11 protein-coding genes are annotated in these 18,461 nt (G+C 62.0%); 1 reads left to right on the top strand and 10 read right to left on the bottom strand.

The genetic code is table 11. From position 1 onward, the window contains the following. Positions 1 to 66 precede the first annotated feature (66 nt). Entirely contained in the window at positions 67 to 1,458 is a 1,392-nt protein-coding gene (locus V2391_RS03255) for a carboxylate--amine ligase (protein WP_329738249.1), read from the bottom strand. Between the two features lie 262 nt (positions 1,459 to 1,720). On the opposite strand from V2391_RS03255, the gene V2391_RS03260 reads away from it, so the two are divergent. Beyond that, positions 1,721 to 2,902 (top strand): cation diffusion facilitator family transporter, encoded by a 1,182-nt coding sequence (locus tag V2391_RS03260; RefSeq protein ID WP_329738250.1) that lies wholly within the window; start codon positions 1,721 to 1,723, stop codon positions 2,900 to 2,902. Positions 2,903 to 3,012: 110 nt separating this feature from the next. Here V2391_RS03260 and V2391_RS03265 read toward each other — a convergent pair whose 3' ends face one another. The 9 genes from V2391_RS03265 to dnaE form a co-directional block, all read right to left on the bottom strand. Continuing rightward, the gene (locus V2391_RS03265; RefSeq protein WP_329738251.1) at positions 3,013 to 4,002 is read right to left on the bottom strand and encodes a hypothetical protein; all 990 of its coding nucleotides are present in this window, start codon (positions 4,000 to 4,002) and stop codon (positions 3,013 to 3,015) included. Positions 4,003 to 4,181: 179 nt separating this feature from the next. Continuing rightward, on the bottom strand, positions 4,182 to 5,849 hold the full coding sequence (locus tag V2391_RS03270; RefSeq protein ID WP_329738252.1) for a formate--tetrahydrofolate ligase: 1,668 nt from the start codon (positions 5,847 to 5,849) through the stop codon (positions 4,182 to 4,184). Between the two features lie 146 nt (positions 5,850 to 5,995). After that, positions 5,996 to 7,063, bottom strand: coding sequence for a Holliday junction branch migration DNA helicase RuvB (gene ruvB / locus V2391_RS03275; protein ID WP_118256371.1), 1,068 nt, complete (start codon positions 7,061 to 7,063; stop codon positions 5,996 to 5,998). After that, a complete protein-coding gene (gene ruvA / locus V2391_RS03280; RefSeq protein ID WP_118079535.1) occupies positions 7,063 to 7,683 on the bottom strand; it encodes a Holliday junction branch migration protein RuvA in 621 nt (206 codons plus the stop codon). The genes ruvB and ruvA overlap by 1 nt, the downstream gene beginning before the upstream one ends. Next, positions 7,683 to 8,204 (bottom strand): crossover junction endodeoxyribonuclease RuvC, encoded by a 522-nt coding sequence (ruvC, locus tag V2391_RS03285; protein WP_035137351.1) that lies wholly within the window; start codon positions 8,202 to 8,204, stop codon positions 7,683 to 7,685. The genes ruvA and ruvC overlap by 1 nt, the downstream gene beginning before the upstream one ends. 280 nt (positions 8,205 to 8,484) lie before the next feature. Further along, a complete protein-coding gene (locus V2391_RS03290; protein ID WP_329738253.1) occupies positions 8,485 to 10,458 on the bottom strand; it encodes a hypothetical protein in 1,974 nt (657 codons plus the stop codon). Between the two features lie 117 nt (positions 10,459 to 10,575). Beyond that, entirely contained in the window at positions 10,576 to 10,938 is a 363-nt protein-coding gene (locus tag V2391_RS03295; RefSeq protein WP_161156252.1) for a desulfoferrodoxin family protein, read from the bottom strand. Positions 10,939 to 11,104: 166 nt separating this feature from the next. Then, positions 11,105 to 14,578: a DEAD/DEAH box helicase gene (locus tag V2391_RS03300; RefSeq protein WP_329738254.1), complete on the bottom strand. Its 3,474-nt coding sequence runs from the start codon at positions 14,576 to 14,578 to the stop codon at positions 11,105 to 11,107. 38 nt (positions 14,579 to 14,616) lie between these two features. Then, entirely contained in the window at positions 14,617 to 18,420 is a 3,804-nt protein-coding gene (gene dnaE, locus V2391_RS03305) for a DNA polymerase III subunit alpha (RefSeq protein WP_117763162.1), read from the bottom strand. Positions 18,421 to 18,461: the final 41 nt, after the last annotated feature.

Genomic DNA, 18,461 nt, shown 5'->3' on the forward strand with positions numbered 1-18,461 from the left:
GGTCGATACAACTTGTCGCACCAACCGATAAAGTCCCAAGCCGTCTTGGCGGCCGGACCTTATTCGCTACTTGCGGGCATCTCCAACGTAGCGCTTAAACTTGCGAATCTGGTTCATATTTGTGATCCATCCCCAGAGCCTGTGCTCAAGTGTGTCCGCTTTACACAGAACGGGCGACTCATCCGCCTTGTCCGAAAGCGCATAGTCCTTATCGGCACAAGAAGCAGCATAGCGCTTGATGACGGCATCGGGAACCATCTTGAACGTAAATGCGCGCGACGCATGGGAGGGCTCGCCCTGGGTACCATACGTTGCCGTCGGCTCCGTTCCAAGGCATGCGGGGGCAATCCAGTGATCGACCATAACGCGCGGCAGATCGATACCCGCGAGCGAAAGGTACCACGAGTTGCGCCCCAGGCGGGCATTGACCTCAAGGAAACGATACGAGCCATCACGAGAGTCGTACATAACGTCAAAGTTGGCAAATCCCGTATAGTTGACCTTCTCGAGGAAGCGCTTCGCATCGTTTAGAAGATTGACCTTCCATGCGGGCATCTCCGTATCGCCCACGATCACGACCGGGTTGCCAATGGCAGAGGGTGCGTGGTCCTGCAGCAGCACGTGGCCCAAGACAGAGAACTCAACCTTGCCCTTCCAGGCAAAACAGGTAATGGAATAGAGCGACTCATCGAATCCGGGAATCATATCCTGAACCAGCAGGTCTTTGTCGTAGCACGAAGGGCGAAGCGCCGAGTAGACGCGGGCGAGTTCCTCCGCGGAGTCAACCGTCATGACCTTTGCTTTGCCGTCAAACTCGACATAATGCCAGGCAGCTGAATTCGAAGGTTTGGCAATGACCGGGAAGCTAAATGGGCAGGCATACGGGTCAACGGCCTCGACCGACTCGTCGCAAGGCATGGCATAGGTACCTGGATGGGCGATGCCCAGCTCGTCGCAAATACCCTGGAAGATACCTTTTTGCGTAATGGAATCAAACGTGTCGTAGTCGCAGTACGGCGTGGTAAAGCCCCAGGAGCGCAGCAGCTCCGCATTGCGAGCAAACGTGCGGGCATACCAGTCGCCCGTACCCAAAACGTGAAGCATCGGGTCACAGGGCGCAATGGCATCCGAGACGGCCTTGAGGGCGCCGAGCAGCGTGGGCTCGTCATCGGTACCGCGAACGTACATGATCTCGGCGAATTTGGTCGTCGTCACGATTTTGACGTTCTCCGCGATTAGAACAAGCGGCCTCACGCCATAGGACTCAAAGAACATTCGGCTCATCGAGTAGATAAACAGGTCGCCGCCAACGAGTACGGGAGCAAGCGGACGCGCGAACATCTCGCCCGTCGCGGACGACGCCGCTCCCGCGTTGCCCTTGCACCAGCTGCGGAGCTTGCCAACCTGATCATCGGTCAGCTCGTATCCGTTGATTTCAGGCGTAACGCTCGTCGCCATAGCTCCCCTTCCAATTAATCCGCGGCGCACGGTTTGCACATGCGGCACGGCTGCAGTCATAACTAGTGCAAATGGTAGCGCAGAAACGCGTTCCGCCCATCGACGAGCCGGGGAAACCATACTCGCCGGGCGATACGCACCCGCTCACCCCACGTCGCCCGTTAACGCGGGCAGACCATTGCTGCATTTTCTGAGCATCGGCGCACGGCGCGCCCGCGCAAGCTACACTATCCCCTTAACCATGATTGTGAGGACGATCGCCATGCTATTTGTAAATCGGCTGGTACATATGCTTGTTCCCGGCAGCGACGGCGAGCCGGTCGATACAACTTGCCGCACCAACGCAGGCTTTGCCGCAAGCCTCATCTGCATTGGCCTCAACATTACCCTGTGCCTAGCCAAGGGCATCGCGGGCCTGCTCGCCGGCTCCGTCTCGCTTATCGCCGATGCCTTCAACAACCTCTCCGATGCGTCGAGCAACATTGTGAGCCTGCTCGGATTCCGCCTTGCCAGTCGCCCGGCTGACGAAGGTCACCCCTATGGCCACGGCCGCTACGAATACCTCGCCGGCCTGTTTGTCGCCGTCCTCGTTTGTGCCGTCGGCATCAACCTGGTGCTCGAGTCCGTTACCAAGATCATCAAGCCCTCCCCCACCGCCTACACGCTCGTTTCCCTTGCGGCACTGGCTACATCCATGCTCGTTAAGCTCTGGATGGCCGCGTTCAACCGCACGCTGGGCGATCGCATCGACTCGGAGACGCTCATCGCCACGGCGCAGGACTCCAAAAACGACGTCATCACCTCGGGCTCGGTCTTGGTGGCGGCGCTTATTTCGCAGACGACCGGCTTTGACCTCGATGGCTGGGCGGGCCTGGGCGTGGGCATCTTCATCTGCATCAGCGGCCTGGGCCTGGTGCGCGACGCCATCAGCCCACTGCTGGGACAAGCGCCCGACCCCAAGCTCGTCCAGGAAATCCGCGACAGGATCATGTCGTACCCCCAGGTCCTGGGCACGCACGACCTCATGGTGCACGACTACGGCCCCGGCCGTCAGTTTGCCAGCGCACACGTGGAAATGCCCGGCGAGGGCGATGCCTTTGAGCACCACGAGATCCTGGACACCATCGAACACGATATCAAACGCCAGATGGGCATCGCCATCACGTTGCACTGCGACCCCATTGCAACAACCGGTGACGACCTGCGCGGCTGGGTCAAGCGCGGCGTAGCGCAGATCGACCCCGCACTCTCCATCCACGACTTGCACGAGCACGACGGCTTTGTTTCGTTTGACCTGGTGCGTCCCGACGGCTTTGACATATCCGACGAGGAGCTGCTGGGGCTCGTCACGCGCATCGTGCACGAGCGCAGGCCCGATGCATCATGCGTCGTCACGTTTGACTCCGGCTTTAGCTCGCCCGAGCGTCCGGCAGAGCAGCTGTAATCGACAGCAAAACGGGACGCAGGACCGCCGACCAGCGCGCCTATGCGCCCGGTCACGCGATCCTGCGTCCCGTTTTTGTTTGCACCGCTAAGGCTCTAGCCGCTCGGCCGCTAGTTTCCCTGTGCGCCCGAAATGCCGTTTTGTAGGGCGTTCCAGGCATCCGTCGCCATGTCTCCCAAGTTCTGCGCGGTATCGCCCAGGTTTTGTGCCGTATCGCCCAGCTCTTGCGCCTTGTCTCCCAATTCCTGCGCCTTATTGCTCAGGTCCTCCAGCGTGTTGGAGCTCGAGCTGTCCGTGGTGCCTTGATCGCCGGACGCATTGCCCGACGAGCCATCCTTGTGCGTAAGCTGAATTTCGAGGTTACCGTTGTCGTTATAGTAGGCAGAAGTAACAACCCAGTTGGCATCGACAACAGGCGTCGAGCCGTCGTCAGTCAGAATCACAGCATTCGAAAGATCGGCCCCGCGCGACTTGAGGAGCTTCTTGGCGTTGGACCAGTACTGCCCCGGGATATCGCTCAGATCGACAGTGCTAGACGAGGCGGACTCGGTTTGCTCGGCAGTGGTATCAGCCGTTGAACTCCCTCGCCTGTTGAGCATGCCCGACACGATGGCAAACACAATCGAGAGGGCAAAGAAGATCGCCAGCACAATGAGGATCTTCTTGATCACACTCGACGAACGCGACGGCGCCTCTTCCTCGTCCTCACCATACTGCGGAATCGATTTGGGATACTCGCGATGGGGCTGGCGCGCATACGGATCGCACGACTCATAACGAGGCTGGGACTGTGCCGTGCGCGGCATATACGTCGTTTGCTGAGGCTGCGGAATGGGATTTTGCGGCAGGTTGTTATAAGCGCCTGCCGCCGCATTGCCATACGGGTCCGGCGCCGCATTGCCATACGGATCCTGCGGTGCATAATCAAACGGATCCCGCGGTGTATCGCCATAGCCCATAACTCGTGTGGGTTCGGCGGACGCCTGCGTCGCGGCGGGGTCGGTATAACCGGGGTTGGGAACAACGCGGGTCGCATCGGCGCTATCGTCAGCCTGCGCGGAACCATATCCGCCCATCACGGTCGTCTTGTCCTGGTCCATGCAACGTTTCCTTTCCGTCGCCTGTAAGCATCAAGTTATCCATGCATTCTACCCGCGCAAAAGCCTATGATGGGCAAAGGCCGTCGGTATCTACAAGACATGCGCGTGCCTAAGGATCAAAAAGCCCCGCCAGGCCATGGGGGCGCGGCGGGGCGGGCAAGCGGCTATGAGCGGCAGGCTTAGAACAGGCCGGTGATGTTGCCGTCGTTGTCGACGTCGATGTTTTCGGCCGCGGGAACCTTGGGCAGGCCAGGCATGGTCAGAACGCTGCCGGTCAGCGCGACCACAAAGTGGGCACCGGCGGAAACCTTGAGCTCGCGCACGGTGATGCGGAAGCCCTCGGGAGCGCCCAGCGCCTTGGCGTTGTCGCTAAAGCTGTACTGCGTCTTGGCGACGCACACCGGCAGGTTGCCAAAGCCGTTCTCGCGCAGCTCGGCAAGCTGACGCTTGGCAGCCGGCGTAAAGTCGACGCCGTCGGCGCGGTAAACCTTGGTGGCAACGGCCTCGAGGGCATCGGCAACATCGGCGCCGTCCTCGTAGGCAAACTTGAGCTCGCTCGGCTGCTCAATCAGGCGCATGACCTCATCGGCCAGCTCGAGCGCGCCCTCGCCGCCCTTGGCCCAGACCTCGGAAAGCTTAACGTTAACGCCGAGCTTCTGGCACTCGGACTCGATGAGGGCGAGTTCAGCCTCGGTATCGGTCGGGAAGCGGTTAATGGCGACCACGCAGGGCAGACCGTAGACGTTCTGGATGTTGTCGACGTGACGGAGCAGGTTGGGCATACCGGCCTTGAGCGCCTCAAGGTTCTCCTCGTTGAGATCGGCCTTGGCAACGCCGCCGTTGTACTTAAGTGCACGGGCGGTGGCGACAATCACGACGGCGCTGGGGCGAACGCCCGTCATGCGGCACTTAATGTCGAGGAACTTCTCGGCACCCAAATCGGCGCCAAAGCCTGCCTCGGTAATGGCGACATCGCCAAAGCGCATAGCCATGCGCGTAGCCATGATGGAGTTGCAGCCGTGGGCGATGTTGGCGAAGGGGCCGCCGTGGACAAACGCGGGCGTACCCTCGAGCGTCTGCACCAGGTTGGGCTTGAGCGCATCCTTAAGCAGCGCAGCCATGGCGCCCTGAGCCTTGAGGTCGCGGGCGCGGACGGGCTCGCCGGCATAGCTGTAGCCGACGACGATCTCGCCCAAGCGCTCCTTGAGGTCGTTGATACTCGTGGACAGGCACAAGATCGCCATGACCTCGGAGGCAACGGTAATGTCAAAGCCGTCCTCGCGCGGCACGCCCTGAGCCTTGCCGCCAATGCCGTCGATAACGTGGCGCAGCTGGCGGTCGTTCATGTCGACAACGCGCTTCCAGGTGATGCGCTTAACGTCGATACCGAGCTGGTTGCCCTGCTGAATATGGTTGTCGAGCATGGCGGCCAGCAGGTTATTGGCGGCACCGATAGCGTGGAAGTCGCCGGTAAAGTGTAGGTTGATATCCTCCATGGGGATGACCTGGGCCCAACCGCCGCCGGCGGCACCGCCCTTTACGCCAAAGACGGGGCCGAGCGAAGGCTCTCGCAGGGCCACAGCGCTCTTGACGCCGCGACGACGCAGGCCGTCGGCCAGACCGATGGTCGTGGTGGTCTTGCCTTCGCCAGCGGGCGTGGGGTTGATGGCGGTCACGAGGACGAGCTTGGCCTGGTGATTGGTCGGCTCGTTGAGCAGCGAATAGTCGACCTTAGCCTTGTCGAAGCCGTACGGAATCAGGTGCTTTACGTCGACACCGGCGTTCTTAGCCACCTCGGTAATGGGCAGCGGCGTGACGGAACGTGCGATTTCGATGTCAGTAGGCATGGGCGGTCCTTTCGTTACCGGATGAGAAAAAGACCAATTCAGCATAGCACGGGCGCGCAATAGTAAAACACCCGTAACCGATGAATGGCGATATGTTTATTCAATGCTCAGCGATAGCCTACAGACCAGCCAAAACAAACCAGCCTCTAAACGGCTGGCTCGATGCCCAAATGTTCAAAGGTGCGAAGCGTTGCCTGACGGCCCTGGGGCGTGCGAATCATCAAGCCGCACTGCAGCAGATAGGGTTCGTAGACATCTTCGAGCGTACCCGGGTCCTCGCCCACCGCGCTGGCAAGGGTCGTCAGGCCTACAGCACGGCCGGAGAACGTCTTGGCAAGCGTCTCCAAGATACGAATGTCCATCCAGTCCAGACCAAGCTCATCGATCTCGAAGAACTCGAGCGCCTGACGGCAAATATCAAGCTCAATAGGCCCGTTACCGCGTACCTGCGCATAGTCGCGCACACGCTTGAGCAGACGGTTGGCCAAGCGCGGCGTACCACGCGAGCGCGAGCCGATCTCGAGCGCGCTGGGATGGTCGATCGTCACGCCCAGGATAGTCGCCGAGCGCGTCACAATCTGAGCGAGCTCCTCGACCGTGTAGTAGTCCAGGCGATACGAAATGCCAAAGCGATCGCGCAGCGGGCCGGTCAGCATACCCGAGCGGGTCGTTGCCGCTACCAGCGTAAACTTGGGGATATCCAGGCGAATCGAGCGAGCGGCCGGGCCTTTACCGATAACGATATCGAGCGCAAAGTCCTCCATAGCGGGATACAGGACCTCCTCGACCGAGCGGTTAAGGCGGTGGATCTCGTCGATAAACAGCACGTCACCCGGCTGCAAGTTAGTCAGGATGGCCGCCAGGTCACCGGTACGCGCAATAGCCGGGCCGCTCGTCGTCTTGATCTGAGCGCCCAGCTCGTTGGCGATAACCGTGGCCAACGTGGTCTTGCCCAGGCCCGGAGGGCCCGAGAAAATCACGTGGTCGAGCGTCTCGCCACGGCTCTGCGCCGCCTCGATCAGCACGCGAAGGCTCTGCTTGATATGCTCCTGACCGCAGTAGTCGTCCAAGCGCTGGGGACGCAGGGTACGGTCGACATCGAGGTCCTCGGGTGTCAGTTCCGAGCCCACCATACGCTCACCGTGCGCCATGGATGCCGCCGGCGAGCTGCCGGGCGTCGCCCACAGGTCCTGAGAGTCATCGGCTTCCCACATCACGCATCCATTCCGAGTCGCTTAAGCGCCGCGCCGAGCAGATCCTCGACACGCATGTCCTGCCCATCATACCCGCTCAGGGCAACCTCGGTCTCCTGCGGGCTAAAGCCCATGGAGAGAAGCGCCGCACGGGCGTCATCGATGGCCGAGGGAGCGGCGGCGGGGACCGGCATCGCAACCTGACCGGGAATTACGTCGACCGGAACAAAGCCCTTGTCCTTGGCAAAGGTACTCTTGAGCTCCAAGATAAGGCGCTGGGCGGTCTTTTTGCCCACACCGGGCACCTTGGCCATGCCCTTGTCGTCCTCGGCCATCACCAGGGAATACAGCTGTCCCACGGTATAGGTGGAAAGCACGGCAAGCGCCAGGCGCGGGCCAACACCCGACACGGACACGAGCCGGTCAAACATCGTGCGCTCGTCCTTGGAGGCAAAGCCAAAAAGTGTCATGGCGTCCTCGCGCACCTGCATACGGGTATAGAGGCGAACCTCGCCGCCGGGTGTAGGCAGCGTGGCGGCAGTGCTGCCCGAAATACCGAGCTCAAAGCCCACACCCGATACGTCAACGACGGCCGAGCTCATCGTGGCCTCGACAAGCGTTCCATGGAGCTGGGAAATCATCAGTATCCGGTTCCTCTCTGTTGATAGAACTCGCCGCCGGTAAGCGCCCGGGTGCGGCTGAGGTTAACGTGACAGATGGCGCAGGCCAGGGCATCGGCGGCATGGTCTGGGTGAGGGTCGTGATCGAGCTGCGTGAGCGTGCGCACCATGTAGGCAACCTGCCGTTTATCTGCGGCACCGGTGCCCACCACGGCCTGCTTGATCTGCATGGGCGTGTATTCGCCAATCTCGAGCGCGCACTCCGAAAGCGCCACGAGCGCGGCACCGCGGGCATGCGCCGTGGGGATGGCCGAGCGGACGTTAGCGCCAAAGTAGATGCTCTCGATAGCCGCGGTATCGGGACGGTAGCGTTCGACGACGCCCTTGAGGTCGCGGGCGATATGCGACAGGCGCACCGCGAGCGGGCTGCCCGCGCTGGTCTCGATACAACCGTAGGCACGGCAACGAACCTCGCCACGCCGCTCCTCGATAATCCCCCAGCCCGTATGGGCCAAACCGGGGTCGATACCCAAGATAACCAAGCCGACCTCCCCTCGTCACAAGTACAGCACAAGACAAGGCCCCGCGCACCATTCACGAACGTCTGTTCTAGAATAACACAACCTGGGAAGCATAAGCCAAGCAAGGTTGAATCGCAGGTTGAACATACGCCAGCGAGCGAGTCCCTGCCGTGGCAAGGTGTCGCGAAAGAGGAGTGCCGCGTACTTCTGTACGCAAGCGACGGTTTGAGCGGCAGATTGCCCGGCAGGGGCTCGCGCAGCGTCGACTCGTTACGCGGTTTGGCAAAACCGCGTAACCTTTTTAGTTCTGCGAGAAGAATGGGAACTGTCGGGGATCAACCGGCGGGTGCGGCATCGGACCTCCCTGCGGTCCACCCTGGCCGCCCATCATCTTATCGATGGCGTCCTGGACCTCGCCCTCAAACTTCTTCATACCCTCATGCAAACGACGCTGACCGTCCTCGGAGCGCAGCTCTTCCATCTGCTCGGGCGAAATACCCAACAGCTCGCCTAATAAGCCCATCATCTCGCCGCGCATACGGTCACTCGTATCGTCGTCGGCAAAACGGCGCACCTCGGCGCGCGCCAGCGAATCAACCGCCATGCGCTCCTTACCGTTGAGCCCCAGATCGGACCACGCAAGCATGTACGGCCAGGCGCGTTCGGCAAACGAACGGGCCGAAACGATCGGCGCCGTCGGTAGCATGCGACGAGCAGCCTCACCTTGGCGCACGAGCATCAGCAGCAGCGAGCAGGCCTCGGGCTTGGCGGCGGCCATCGGGATGTCATCAAAGGGGCGGTTGCGGTCCACGTGCGACTCGAGCGCACCATCGACCTCGCCCGGCTCAAGCCCGCCCAGCAGCTGCGCCGCGCGATCGAGCATATCAACCGGGCCGGCGAGCGCCGAGAGTGCCTGCGCCAGCACGCGATCCATGCAATCCTCTACCGCGTTGAGCGTCACGAGCTCTTGGGGCACCACGGCCGAGGTGCGGTTGCGCACGCGTGCCACAAACTCGAGCGTCGACAGATACACGTCGCCAAAGGGCGCAAAATCGCCCTGGTAGCCGCCGGACAGCGCGGGCGCCGCCAGTGCATACTCAGTCTTGGAAAGCGGGCTCAACGCCATGGCGCCCAGCTCGAGCGCCGTATCCTCGAGCATCAGGCCCAGCGCGCGCGAACGCAGGCGCTCGGCATCGCCCGCCGACACGTCGCGGTCGAGCACGCGCTCCGCATCCGGCGCATCGCGCTCGACGGTGCGAATGTGCAGACGCTCAGCGATTGAGCGAACAGCAGAACAGCGGGCGGCCTCGGCCTCCTCCTGCGCCGGCGTAAAGATGCGGTTGCGCCCCAGCACTAAGCCAATTACGTTACGAGGACCCAAGGCATCGACGGCAAGCGCCGCCAACAGGGACGACGGCAAATCGCCCTCGATCGCCACCACGGCATGCGACGTACCGTGGGCGCGGGCATTGTCGCGCACGGCAAGCACCAGCGCCTGCCACAACCACTCCTCGGAGCGAAACTGGGGCAGCTCATGGTCCTCCAGGGCATCGAGCATCACGCCGCGCTGAATCTCCTGAACCAGCAGGCTCTCCTCAAAACACGGCGCCTGGGCCACCACGCGACCGCAATCGTCGAGCACAAACGACCCGCCGGTATACACCGACTCGTCATAGGCGCCGACCGGCGCCATGCAGGCAAACCACACGCTGCGCTTGGAGGCGATCTTGCGGTAGGCACCGCTGCGCACGGCGGCGACGGCGGCGGTCTCGCGATCGGTCATGTCAAACGCGTTGAATTGGAAATAGGCAATGAGGTCGACACCGGTCGGCAGCATCTCGAGCTCGCGATCCAGGTCAAACACCACGGCGATGCGCACGCCGTCCACGTCAAACACCGGCGGTGCCCAACGTGTGTCGTTGTTCTCACCGCGCTGCAGGGCAATACTTGCGCGCGCAGGCACCACGCGACCATCCTTAAGCATCATATAGTCAAGCAGGGGCTGGCCCTCAAACGAAACCGCAGCGGGCACGATGCAGATCATATCGAGCTCTTGGATGCGCTCGGCAACGCCCGTCAGGCCCGTCAGCATATCGTGCTCAAAATCGGCAGCGCCCACCAGGCTGCCCGGCATGGCACCCATAAAGAGCGGGGCCGGAACGCACAGCACGCGCGCGCCGCGCTCATGGGCCAGGCGAGCCTGGTCCTCGATGCGGCCGCAAATGCCCTCGATGTCACCCAAGCGCATATCGATCTGTGCAAGTGCGAGCTTCATGGCCCAGCCCTTTCCGTCGTAAATCGTCGTTGTCGTAGTAAAAGCGCCGGCCGCATAATGCAGCCGGCGCTCGCATGTGCATATGCTAGCTATGATACCCCGAGCGGGGGCGCGCTCCTAGAACGTCGCGGACCACAGCCCATGCAGGTTGCAGTAGGCATAGACAGTACCGGTCTTGGAGCCGCCAGCGAAAAACGTCGTGGGCTTCATGCCGGGCTCAAGGTAATGGACCTCCAGGCGGCCCTCGGCCTCAAGCGCGATCCACTCGATGTAGTGCTCGGGCAGCATGGGGTGCTCCGTCGAGCCCACGCGCGCGCGAATGACGTGGCCGTCGCGCTCGATCTCGACAACAGGCACGTGCTTCTCGTGCGCCGCATCCTCGGTGTTTGCCGTCAGCTCCGTGCAGCCGGCAGGGGTCGCAACGCCGTCGCCAAGGGCGGCAACGAGCTTGCCGTCGGAGTCCTTAAAGAATTTCGCCATGATGTTCTCCTTTGCTGATGTGCCAATATTCCTGAGGCTTCTTATGCCCAAAGGTAGGCGAACCATCCACGGCATGGCAAATGAACACATATCGAGGGGCTCGGCAGAGTCCAGGGCGCTCAGGCAATTCCGAGTACCTGTCCTGGCACCCATCGGCATGCGCAAGTTAGCGACCGTCGCCACCGAGCAGTGCCAGAACATCCTCGCGCGTGAACAGTGCCGATGAGATGCCATCGCCGCCGAGCACGCTGTTAACCAGATCGCGCTTGGACTCCTGCATCTGCATAATGCGCTCCTCGATCGTGTCCTTGGCGATGAGCTTGTACACGGTCACGGTGTGCTGCTGGCCAATGCGGTGGGCGCGATCGGTCGCCTGGTCCTGCGCGGCCACGTTCCACCACGGGTCGTAGTGGATGACCACGTCGGCAGCCGTCAAATTAAGGCCAACACCGCCCGCCTTGAGCGAAATCAAGAACACCGGCACCTCGCCTGCCTGGAACTGCGCAACCATCTTGGCGCGGCTCTCCTTAGACGAAGCGCCCGTGAGCTTAAGGAAGGCGATGTCCTCCTTAGACAGGCGCTTGCCGATGATATCGAGCATACCCGTAAACTGGCTGAACAACAGGATGCGATGCCCGCCGTCGAGTGCGCCGTGCACGAGCTCCATGCACGTATCGAGCTTGGCGCTCCCCGCCTTGTAATCCTCGTAGTGTAGACGCGGGTCGCAGCAGATCTGGCGCAGCTTGGTGAGCTCGGCGAGCACCTTGAGCTTATCTTTCTTAAACTCCCCGGCCTCGCGGTGCTGCACCTGCTGGGCGATGCGGTCTTGGTTGGCCAGGTAGAGCTTGCGCTGTTCGCCGGCAAGCTGTGCCATCACCGTATCCTCGATCTTCTCGGGCAGATCGGCCACCACATCTTCCTTGACGCGACGCAGCACAAACGGCGACACGAGCGCCTGCAGACGAGCGGCACTGTCGCCCTCGGCATGCTCGACGGGGCTCTCAAAGCGCTTGGCAAATGAGTCGCGCGTGCCCAGAAGACCCGGCATCAAAAAGTCGAAGATACTCCAAAGCTCGGACAGGCGGTTTTCGATGGGCGTGCCCGTCAAGGCAAAGCGCACGCCGGCCGGCAGGCGCTTTGCAGCGCGAGCCACCTGGGTGAGCGGGTTTTTAATGTACTGGGCCTCGTCGAGCACTACGCGGGCAAAGTCCTGCTCGACATATTCGTCGATGTCGCGACGCATGAGGTCATACGACGTCACGACCACGTTGTGCTCGGCGGCACCGGCAATTTGCACGCGACGCTGGGCCTTGGCGCCCACGATGGCGCACACATCAATCGAGGGGGCGAAGCGCTCCAACTCGGCAGCCCAGTTGTACACGAGCGACGCGGGGCATACCACGAGCGTGGGCTTGGTGTCCCCCGCCTCCACGCGCGCCAGAATGTGCGCGATCATCTGCAGCGTTTTGCCCAGACCCATATCATCGGCCAAAATGCCGCCAAGGCCCAGATGCTCGAGCGAGCCGAGCCACTGGTAGCCGTCGACCTGATAGCCGCGCAGTGTGGCCTTGAGCGAGACCGGCACCGTAAAGTCCATCTTGCCGAGCGTATCCAAGCGCTCGACGGTGCGACGGAATGCAGCGTCGCGATCGGCTTCGAGCTCGGGCGTGCGCGCAAGCATGTTGTCGACGAACAGGGTACTCGATGCGGGAAGCGACACGCCGTCGAGCAGGTCGACGGCATCGACGCCCAGGTCCTCGGCAAGGCCAAACGCAGCGCGGGCACCTTCATCCAGGCGAACGATGTCGCCGGACGTAAGGCGCGCGAACGTCTGGTGGCGCTTATACGAGTCCAGATAGATGGCAAGGTCGCCCGCCGAAAGCCCGCTCGCACCCAGCTCGACGTCGAGCAAGTTGCTCTTGACGGTGGCGCGCACCGAGAGCTTGGGCGCAGGGCGGACCGAAATCTGGCGCAGGCGGTCGCTGAGCATGACCTCGCCCAGCTCGGACAGAGCAGACAGGCCCTCGGTCAACAAGTGGAACAGGCTCTCGTCATCGCGCTCCTCAAATGCCAGGCCGCCCTCGTAAAAGTCGAAATACAGGGCAGCCGTGTCCATAACGCGAAACTCCGCCACCGTATCGCGGGGCGGAACGCCGGGGCGTTGCTCTTCGAAAGGACTGCCCGGAGCACCAAGACTAAAGAGATCTGCTGACCAATCGCCGTAGGTCACCGCAATCTTGCAGGTCACAAGACCATCGTCGACGCCAATCGCCATGGCAAAACTTGGCTCGGGCGCCACGGCGTCGAGCGCGGCGGGAGCGGTCAGGTCGGTGTAGTCGCGCAAGATCGGCAGCGCCATGCGGCAGAACTCGCCCACCTGGTCGGCGGCGATATGGACCGGCATGCGGCAGGGCAACAAGTGCGATAGGAACGGCGCCGCATGCTGGGCAAACGCCGTGTCGGTACGGCGCGCGCGGCGCGTATCGACCAGATAGGCTGCGTCGCCTGCGACAAAGCAGTACGTATCGGCCGGCAGGCGCAAGTCGTAGCTGCCTCCCGCCGCCGGTGCAATCTTGGCGGCAAGGAGCGGCGGGCGCTTAGCCGGGACTTCGCCCTCCCCCTGAGGCGACGGCTCGACTGCCACCTCGTAGGCGCGATGCGTCGTCGTTCCCCGCGACCAAGCAGGCTCAAAGGACATGGTCCTGCCGCGCAGCAGGTCCAGCACGGACACGATGGAATGCTCGGATACCGGCAACTGACGCTCGGCGACAAAACCGTTGCGGACAAAGTCATACGACGCCGAGCGCGAGCTCGTAATATCGCCTAGGTAGGCGACCGTCATTGCGACAAAGTCGAGCAGCTTTGTCGACACGTCATCGAAAGCCTCGGGCACATGGGCAAACGTAAGCTTCTTGCCATAGGAGAACGTACCGCCGCGCACATAGGCATCGGCCATGCCGTCGATATCCTTAACCACGTAGGACACCGAACCGCTACGAATGCGAAACTCGAGCGCCCAGTTAAAACGATCGGCAAACAGCGGATTGTAGTACGGCACCAGCGAGGGCTCCAGCACCGCTTTGGGCGCATCGGGGTCAATGGTGCTGGCGAGCTTGCGGCGCATGACCGCGAGCTCGTCCATGCGCGCGTCCGAAAGATCGGAAAGCGCCGCCACAAGGCTCGGGCTCGTGGGGACGGGCGCCGGGAAGGGAAAGTTGGGGTTGACCGCAGATGCGGTGGGCGCGGGGCGCGTGGGCTGCTTGGACTGTGCGGGCGGTACTGTAAACGTGCGGACCGGTGTGCGCAGGCCCTCGACGGGCTCGGCGCCGCTGGCATCCAGATACGCCAGCGCCGTGGCGATGGCGTGCTTGCACATGCCGGAATAGCGAAAGGCGGCCGGGCAATCGCAGTCGTAGTCGATAACCTCGTGCTCGTCCATGTCGAGCGCCACGTGCGTCTTGTACAGGTCGCCGCGCGAGCCGCGCACCGAGCCCTCGATGTTCACGTTTTTGGAGAAGCGCGAGCCGGAGTCCTCAAACGACAGCACGGCGCCGTTGAGCATGAGCGAGCGCCCCTTCATAAAGGTACTGCTGAGCGCCGCCTCCTTACGAAGCGCCTGCACAAACGTCCCCTGCGCCATCACTTCCTCCAATCTCGCGCGGACCAGCAAGGTCGCCCTTAGATCACCGTCACGCGACCCTGGTTACCCACGATGGCTTTTGCCTCTGCCAACAGCGGAATCGAGCGTGCGTTGACCTTGGCCGGCACCTCGGCACGCAGCACACGCCCGTCCACCTGCTCGATAAAGATCTCCACGCGGTCGCCGCCCGGGTTGGCGGTAAGCACCGTGGCAAGACGCGCCATATTGCCCTGGCTAAAGCGGCTGTTGGGCACCATGACCTCAAACACCTTGGGCTTGTTGTTCTCCTCATTAAGCTCCAGTGGCACGATCTCCTGCGCGATGATCTGATCGCCGCGGTCCGAGCGCTCAAGCTTGCCCTTAATGCGCACAAACGCATCGGACAGCTGCGCGCCGGTCTCGGGATCGACCTCGCCGTACAGGTACCCCTCGGCCTCCTTGTAGGTCTTGGGGAACACCACGACCGTGGCCTCACCTTCCATGTCCTCGAGCTGCACGATGCCCATGGGGTCACCGTTTTTGGTCACGCGCTTGGACACGCTCGAGACCATACCGGCCCACCACAGCGCCTTGCCCTCGGGAATCTCCTGGTTGATGGTACCGCCCGTGGGGTTTTGCACCTCGTAACCGGTGTCGATCTGCGAGAACGAGAAGTCGCGCGCCTTGGCTAGCGCATACTCAAACGGGCGCAACGGGTGGTCCGAGACATAGATGCCCAGAACCTCCTTCTCCTGGCTCAGCTTAAGGTGGCGGTCCCACTCCTGGCCGTCCGGATCGGGCACGCTCACCTCAAAGCCCGAGCCCTCAACGTCGCCGAACATATCGAAGAACGACGTCTGGCCGCTCGCGCGATCCTTTTGGCGCTTCACGGCGGCATCGATGATGTTCTCGGGGTTGTTCTTATCCACAAAGTGCATCATCTGGCGACGCGGATACCCCGTGGAGTCGAAGGCGCCTGCCTTGATGAGCGATTCGATCACGCGACGGTTGGCCTGGCTCGAGTCCACGCGCTCGACAAAGTCGTGCAGCGTCTTAAACGGGCCGCCCGCCTCACGCTCGGCGATAATCGCCTGCGCCACGCCAGTGCCCACGCCGCGAATGCCGGCCAGACCAAAGCGCACGCCCTCCTTGGTAGCCGTGAACTCGGTACCGGACTCGTTGACATCTGGCGACAGCACGGGGATGCCGTCGTGGCGGCACGCCGAGACGTAATGAACGATCTTGTCGGTCTTGCCCGTGTAGGACGTCAGAACGGCCGCCATGTACTCGTGCGGATAGTGCGCCTTGAGCCACGCCGTCTGCATAACCAGGATGGCGTAGCCGGCGGAGTGCGACTTGTTAAAGGCGTAAGACGCGAACTCGAGAACATCGTCCCAAATCTTCTGGGCGACCTCGCGCGTGTAGTTGTTCTTGATAGCACCGTTCATCCAGTGGTCGTAGGTGGTCTCGTCCGAGCCATCCTCCCAGTGGAGCACCGTCGACGTGAGCAGCTTGATCTTTTTCTTAGCCACGGGCTTACGGATACGCGAGTCCGATTCGCCCTTGGAGAAGCCGCACATCTCGACGGAGATGAGCATAACCTGCTCCTGGTAGACCATGGTGCCGTAGGTTTCGCCCAGGATGTCGTCCAGGCGGTCGTCGTAGGAGACGGCCGGCTCCTTGCCGTTCATACGGTTGATGTAGGACGAAACCATGCCGGCGCCCAGCGGGCCCGGGCGGTACAGAGCGATCAATGCCACGACGTGCTTGTATTCGGTGGGTTTCATGTTCTTGATCGTGGCCGTCATGCCGGCGGACTCGACCTGGAAGACGCCGGCGGTGTGGCCGGAGCCCATGAGCTTAAAGATCTCGGGATCGTCAAAGGGAATCTCTTCCTCTTTGATGTCGATGCCGAAGTTCTTCTTGATGTTTGCCTTAGCCTTGGAGATAACCGTCAGCGTGCGCAGGCCCAGGAAGTCCATCTTGAGCAGGCCCATGTCGGCAACGGTATGGCCCTCGTACTGGGTAATCTCGACGCCGCCCTTGGTGTCGAGCTTGGTGGGCACATGCTCGTTGACGGGGTCGCGGCAGATCAGAACGGCGCACGCGTGCACGCCCTCGCCACGGGTGAGGCCCTCAATCGAGAGCGCCGTGTCGATGATGCGGCGGGCGTCGTCGTCCTTTTTATAGGCCTCGGCAAAGTCGGGGTTAAACAGATCCTCTTTGCCGGGTTGTTTTTCGAGCACCTGCTTGAGCTTGACCTTGGGGTCGCTCGAGACCATCTTGGACAGGCGCTGGCCCATGTAGACCGGGTAGTCCAGGACGCGCGCGGCGTCGTTGATGGCCTGCTTGGCCTTAATGGTCGAGTAGGTGATGACGTGGGTGACCTTCTCGGGGCCGTAGAGCTGGCGAACGTGCTCCACGACCTCGAGGCGCCGCTCGTCGTCGAAGTCCATATCGATATCGGGCATCTCGGTACGCTGCGGGGACAGGAACCTCTCGAACATCAGGCCGTTCTCGAGCGGGTCGAACGCGGTGATGTTCATGGCGTAGGCGACGATAGCGCCGGCGGCCGAGCCACGGCCGGGGCCGACGCCGATGCCGTTGTCCTTGGCCCATTGCACGTACTCGGCAACGATCAAGAAGTAGGCAGCAAAGCCCTTGTCGCAGATGACCTTGTATTCGTACTCAAAGCGCTCTTTGATGTTGACGCCACCGATCTCGCGCGTGGCCCAGTCGTCGCCGTAGTGCTGGCGCAGGCCCTTCTCGCACTCGCGGCGGAACTGGCTCTCGTGCGTCTCGCCGGGATCGAGCAACGGGAAGCGCGGCAGGATGATGGAGTCCCAGTCCAGCTCGACGTAGCACTTGTCGGCAATCTCGAGCGTGTTGTCGCAGGCCTCGGGGCAATACGGGAACATCGCCCGCATCTCCTCCTCGGTCTTCATGTAGAACTCCGAGCCGGTCATGCGCATGCGGTTAGGGTCGTCGACCTTGGCGTTCATGCCGATGCACATGATAACGTCCTGCACGGGCGCATCCTCGCGGCGCAGGTAGTGGAAGTCGTTGGTGGCGATAACCTTGACGCCCACCTGCTTGGCGATGTCGATGAGCGTGCGGTCCATCTGCTCGTCGGTCAAGCCGTTATCGGTGGTAATGCCGTGTTCCTGGATCTCGATATAAAAGTCGCCGGGGTCGAAGGTGTCGCGGAAGGTCTCGGCCCACTTGATGGCGCCCTCCATGTCACCGCGGTCGATGTACTTGGGGATGATGCCCGCGATGCAGGCGCTCGTGCAGATCATGCCCTTGGCGTGGCGACGCAGGTTGTCGAGCGTCACGCGCGGCTTGTAGTAAAAGCCCTGCACGGCGGCCTCGGAGACCGTCTGCATCAGGTTGACGTAGCCCTCCTGGTCCTTGGCCAGAAGGATCATGTGGTAGAGCTCGGGCTTATGGTCGCGGGCGAGCGTCTCGTCCGGCGTAAAGTAGACCTCGCAACCAAAGATGGGCTTGATGACCAGGGGCGGCTTGAGCTCGTCGATGTTGCCCTTCTCGTCCCACATGGCCATGTCCTTCACATACTGGGCATGCTCGCGCGGGTTTGCCTCGGGATCGGGCTCCACCAGCTCGTCGCGGCGGTCCTTTTCCAAGAAGGCCTTGTCGTGGCTCCACGTCTTGTACTCGGGCGTGTTGTGGTTGACGGCGTCGCAGGCCAGCGCCAGGTCGGGCACGCCATACATGTAGCCGTGGTCGGTAATGGCCACGGCGGGCATGCCCAGCTCAACGGCACGGTTAACCATATCCTGGATACGGGTTGCGCCGTCGAGCATGGAAAAAACAGTGTGATTGTGCAGATGGACGAATGCCATGTGATGAGCTCCGATGCGGGTTCGTGTTCTGACTGAACGAT

It is taken from the genome of Collinsella sp. CM84Y_54 (assembly GCF_036317945.1).
Classification (GTDB): domain Bacteria; phylum Actinomycetota; class Coriobacteriia; order Coriobacteriales; family Coriobacteriaceae; genus Collinsella.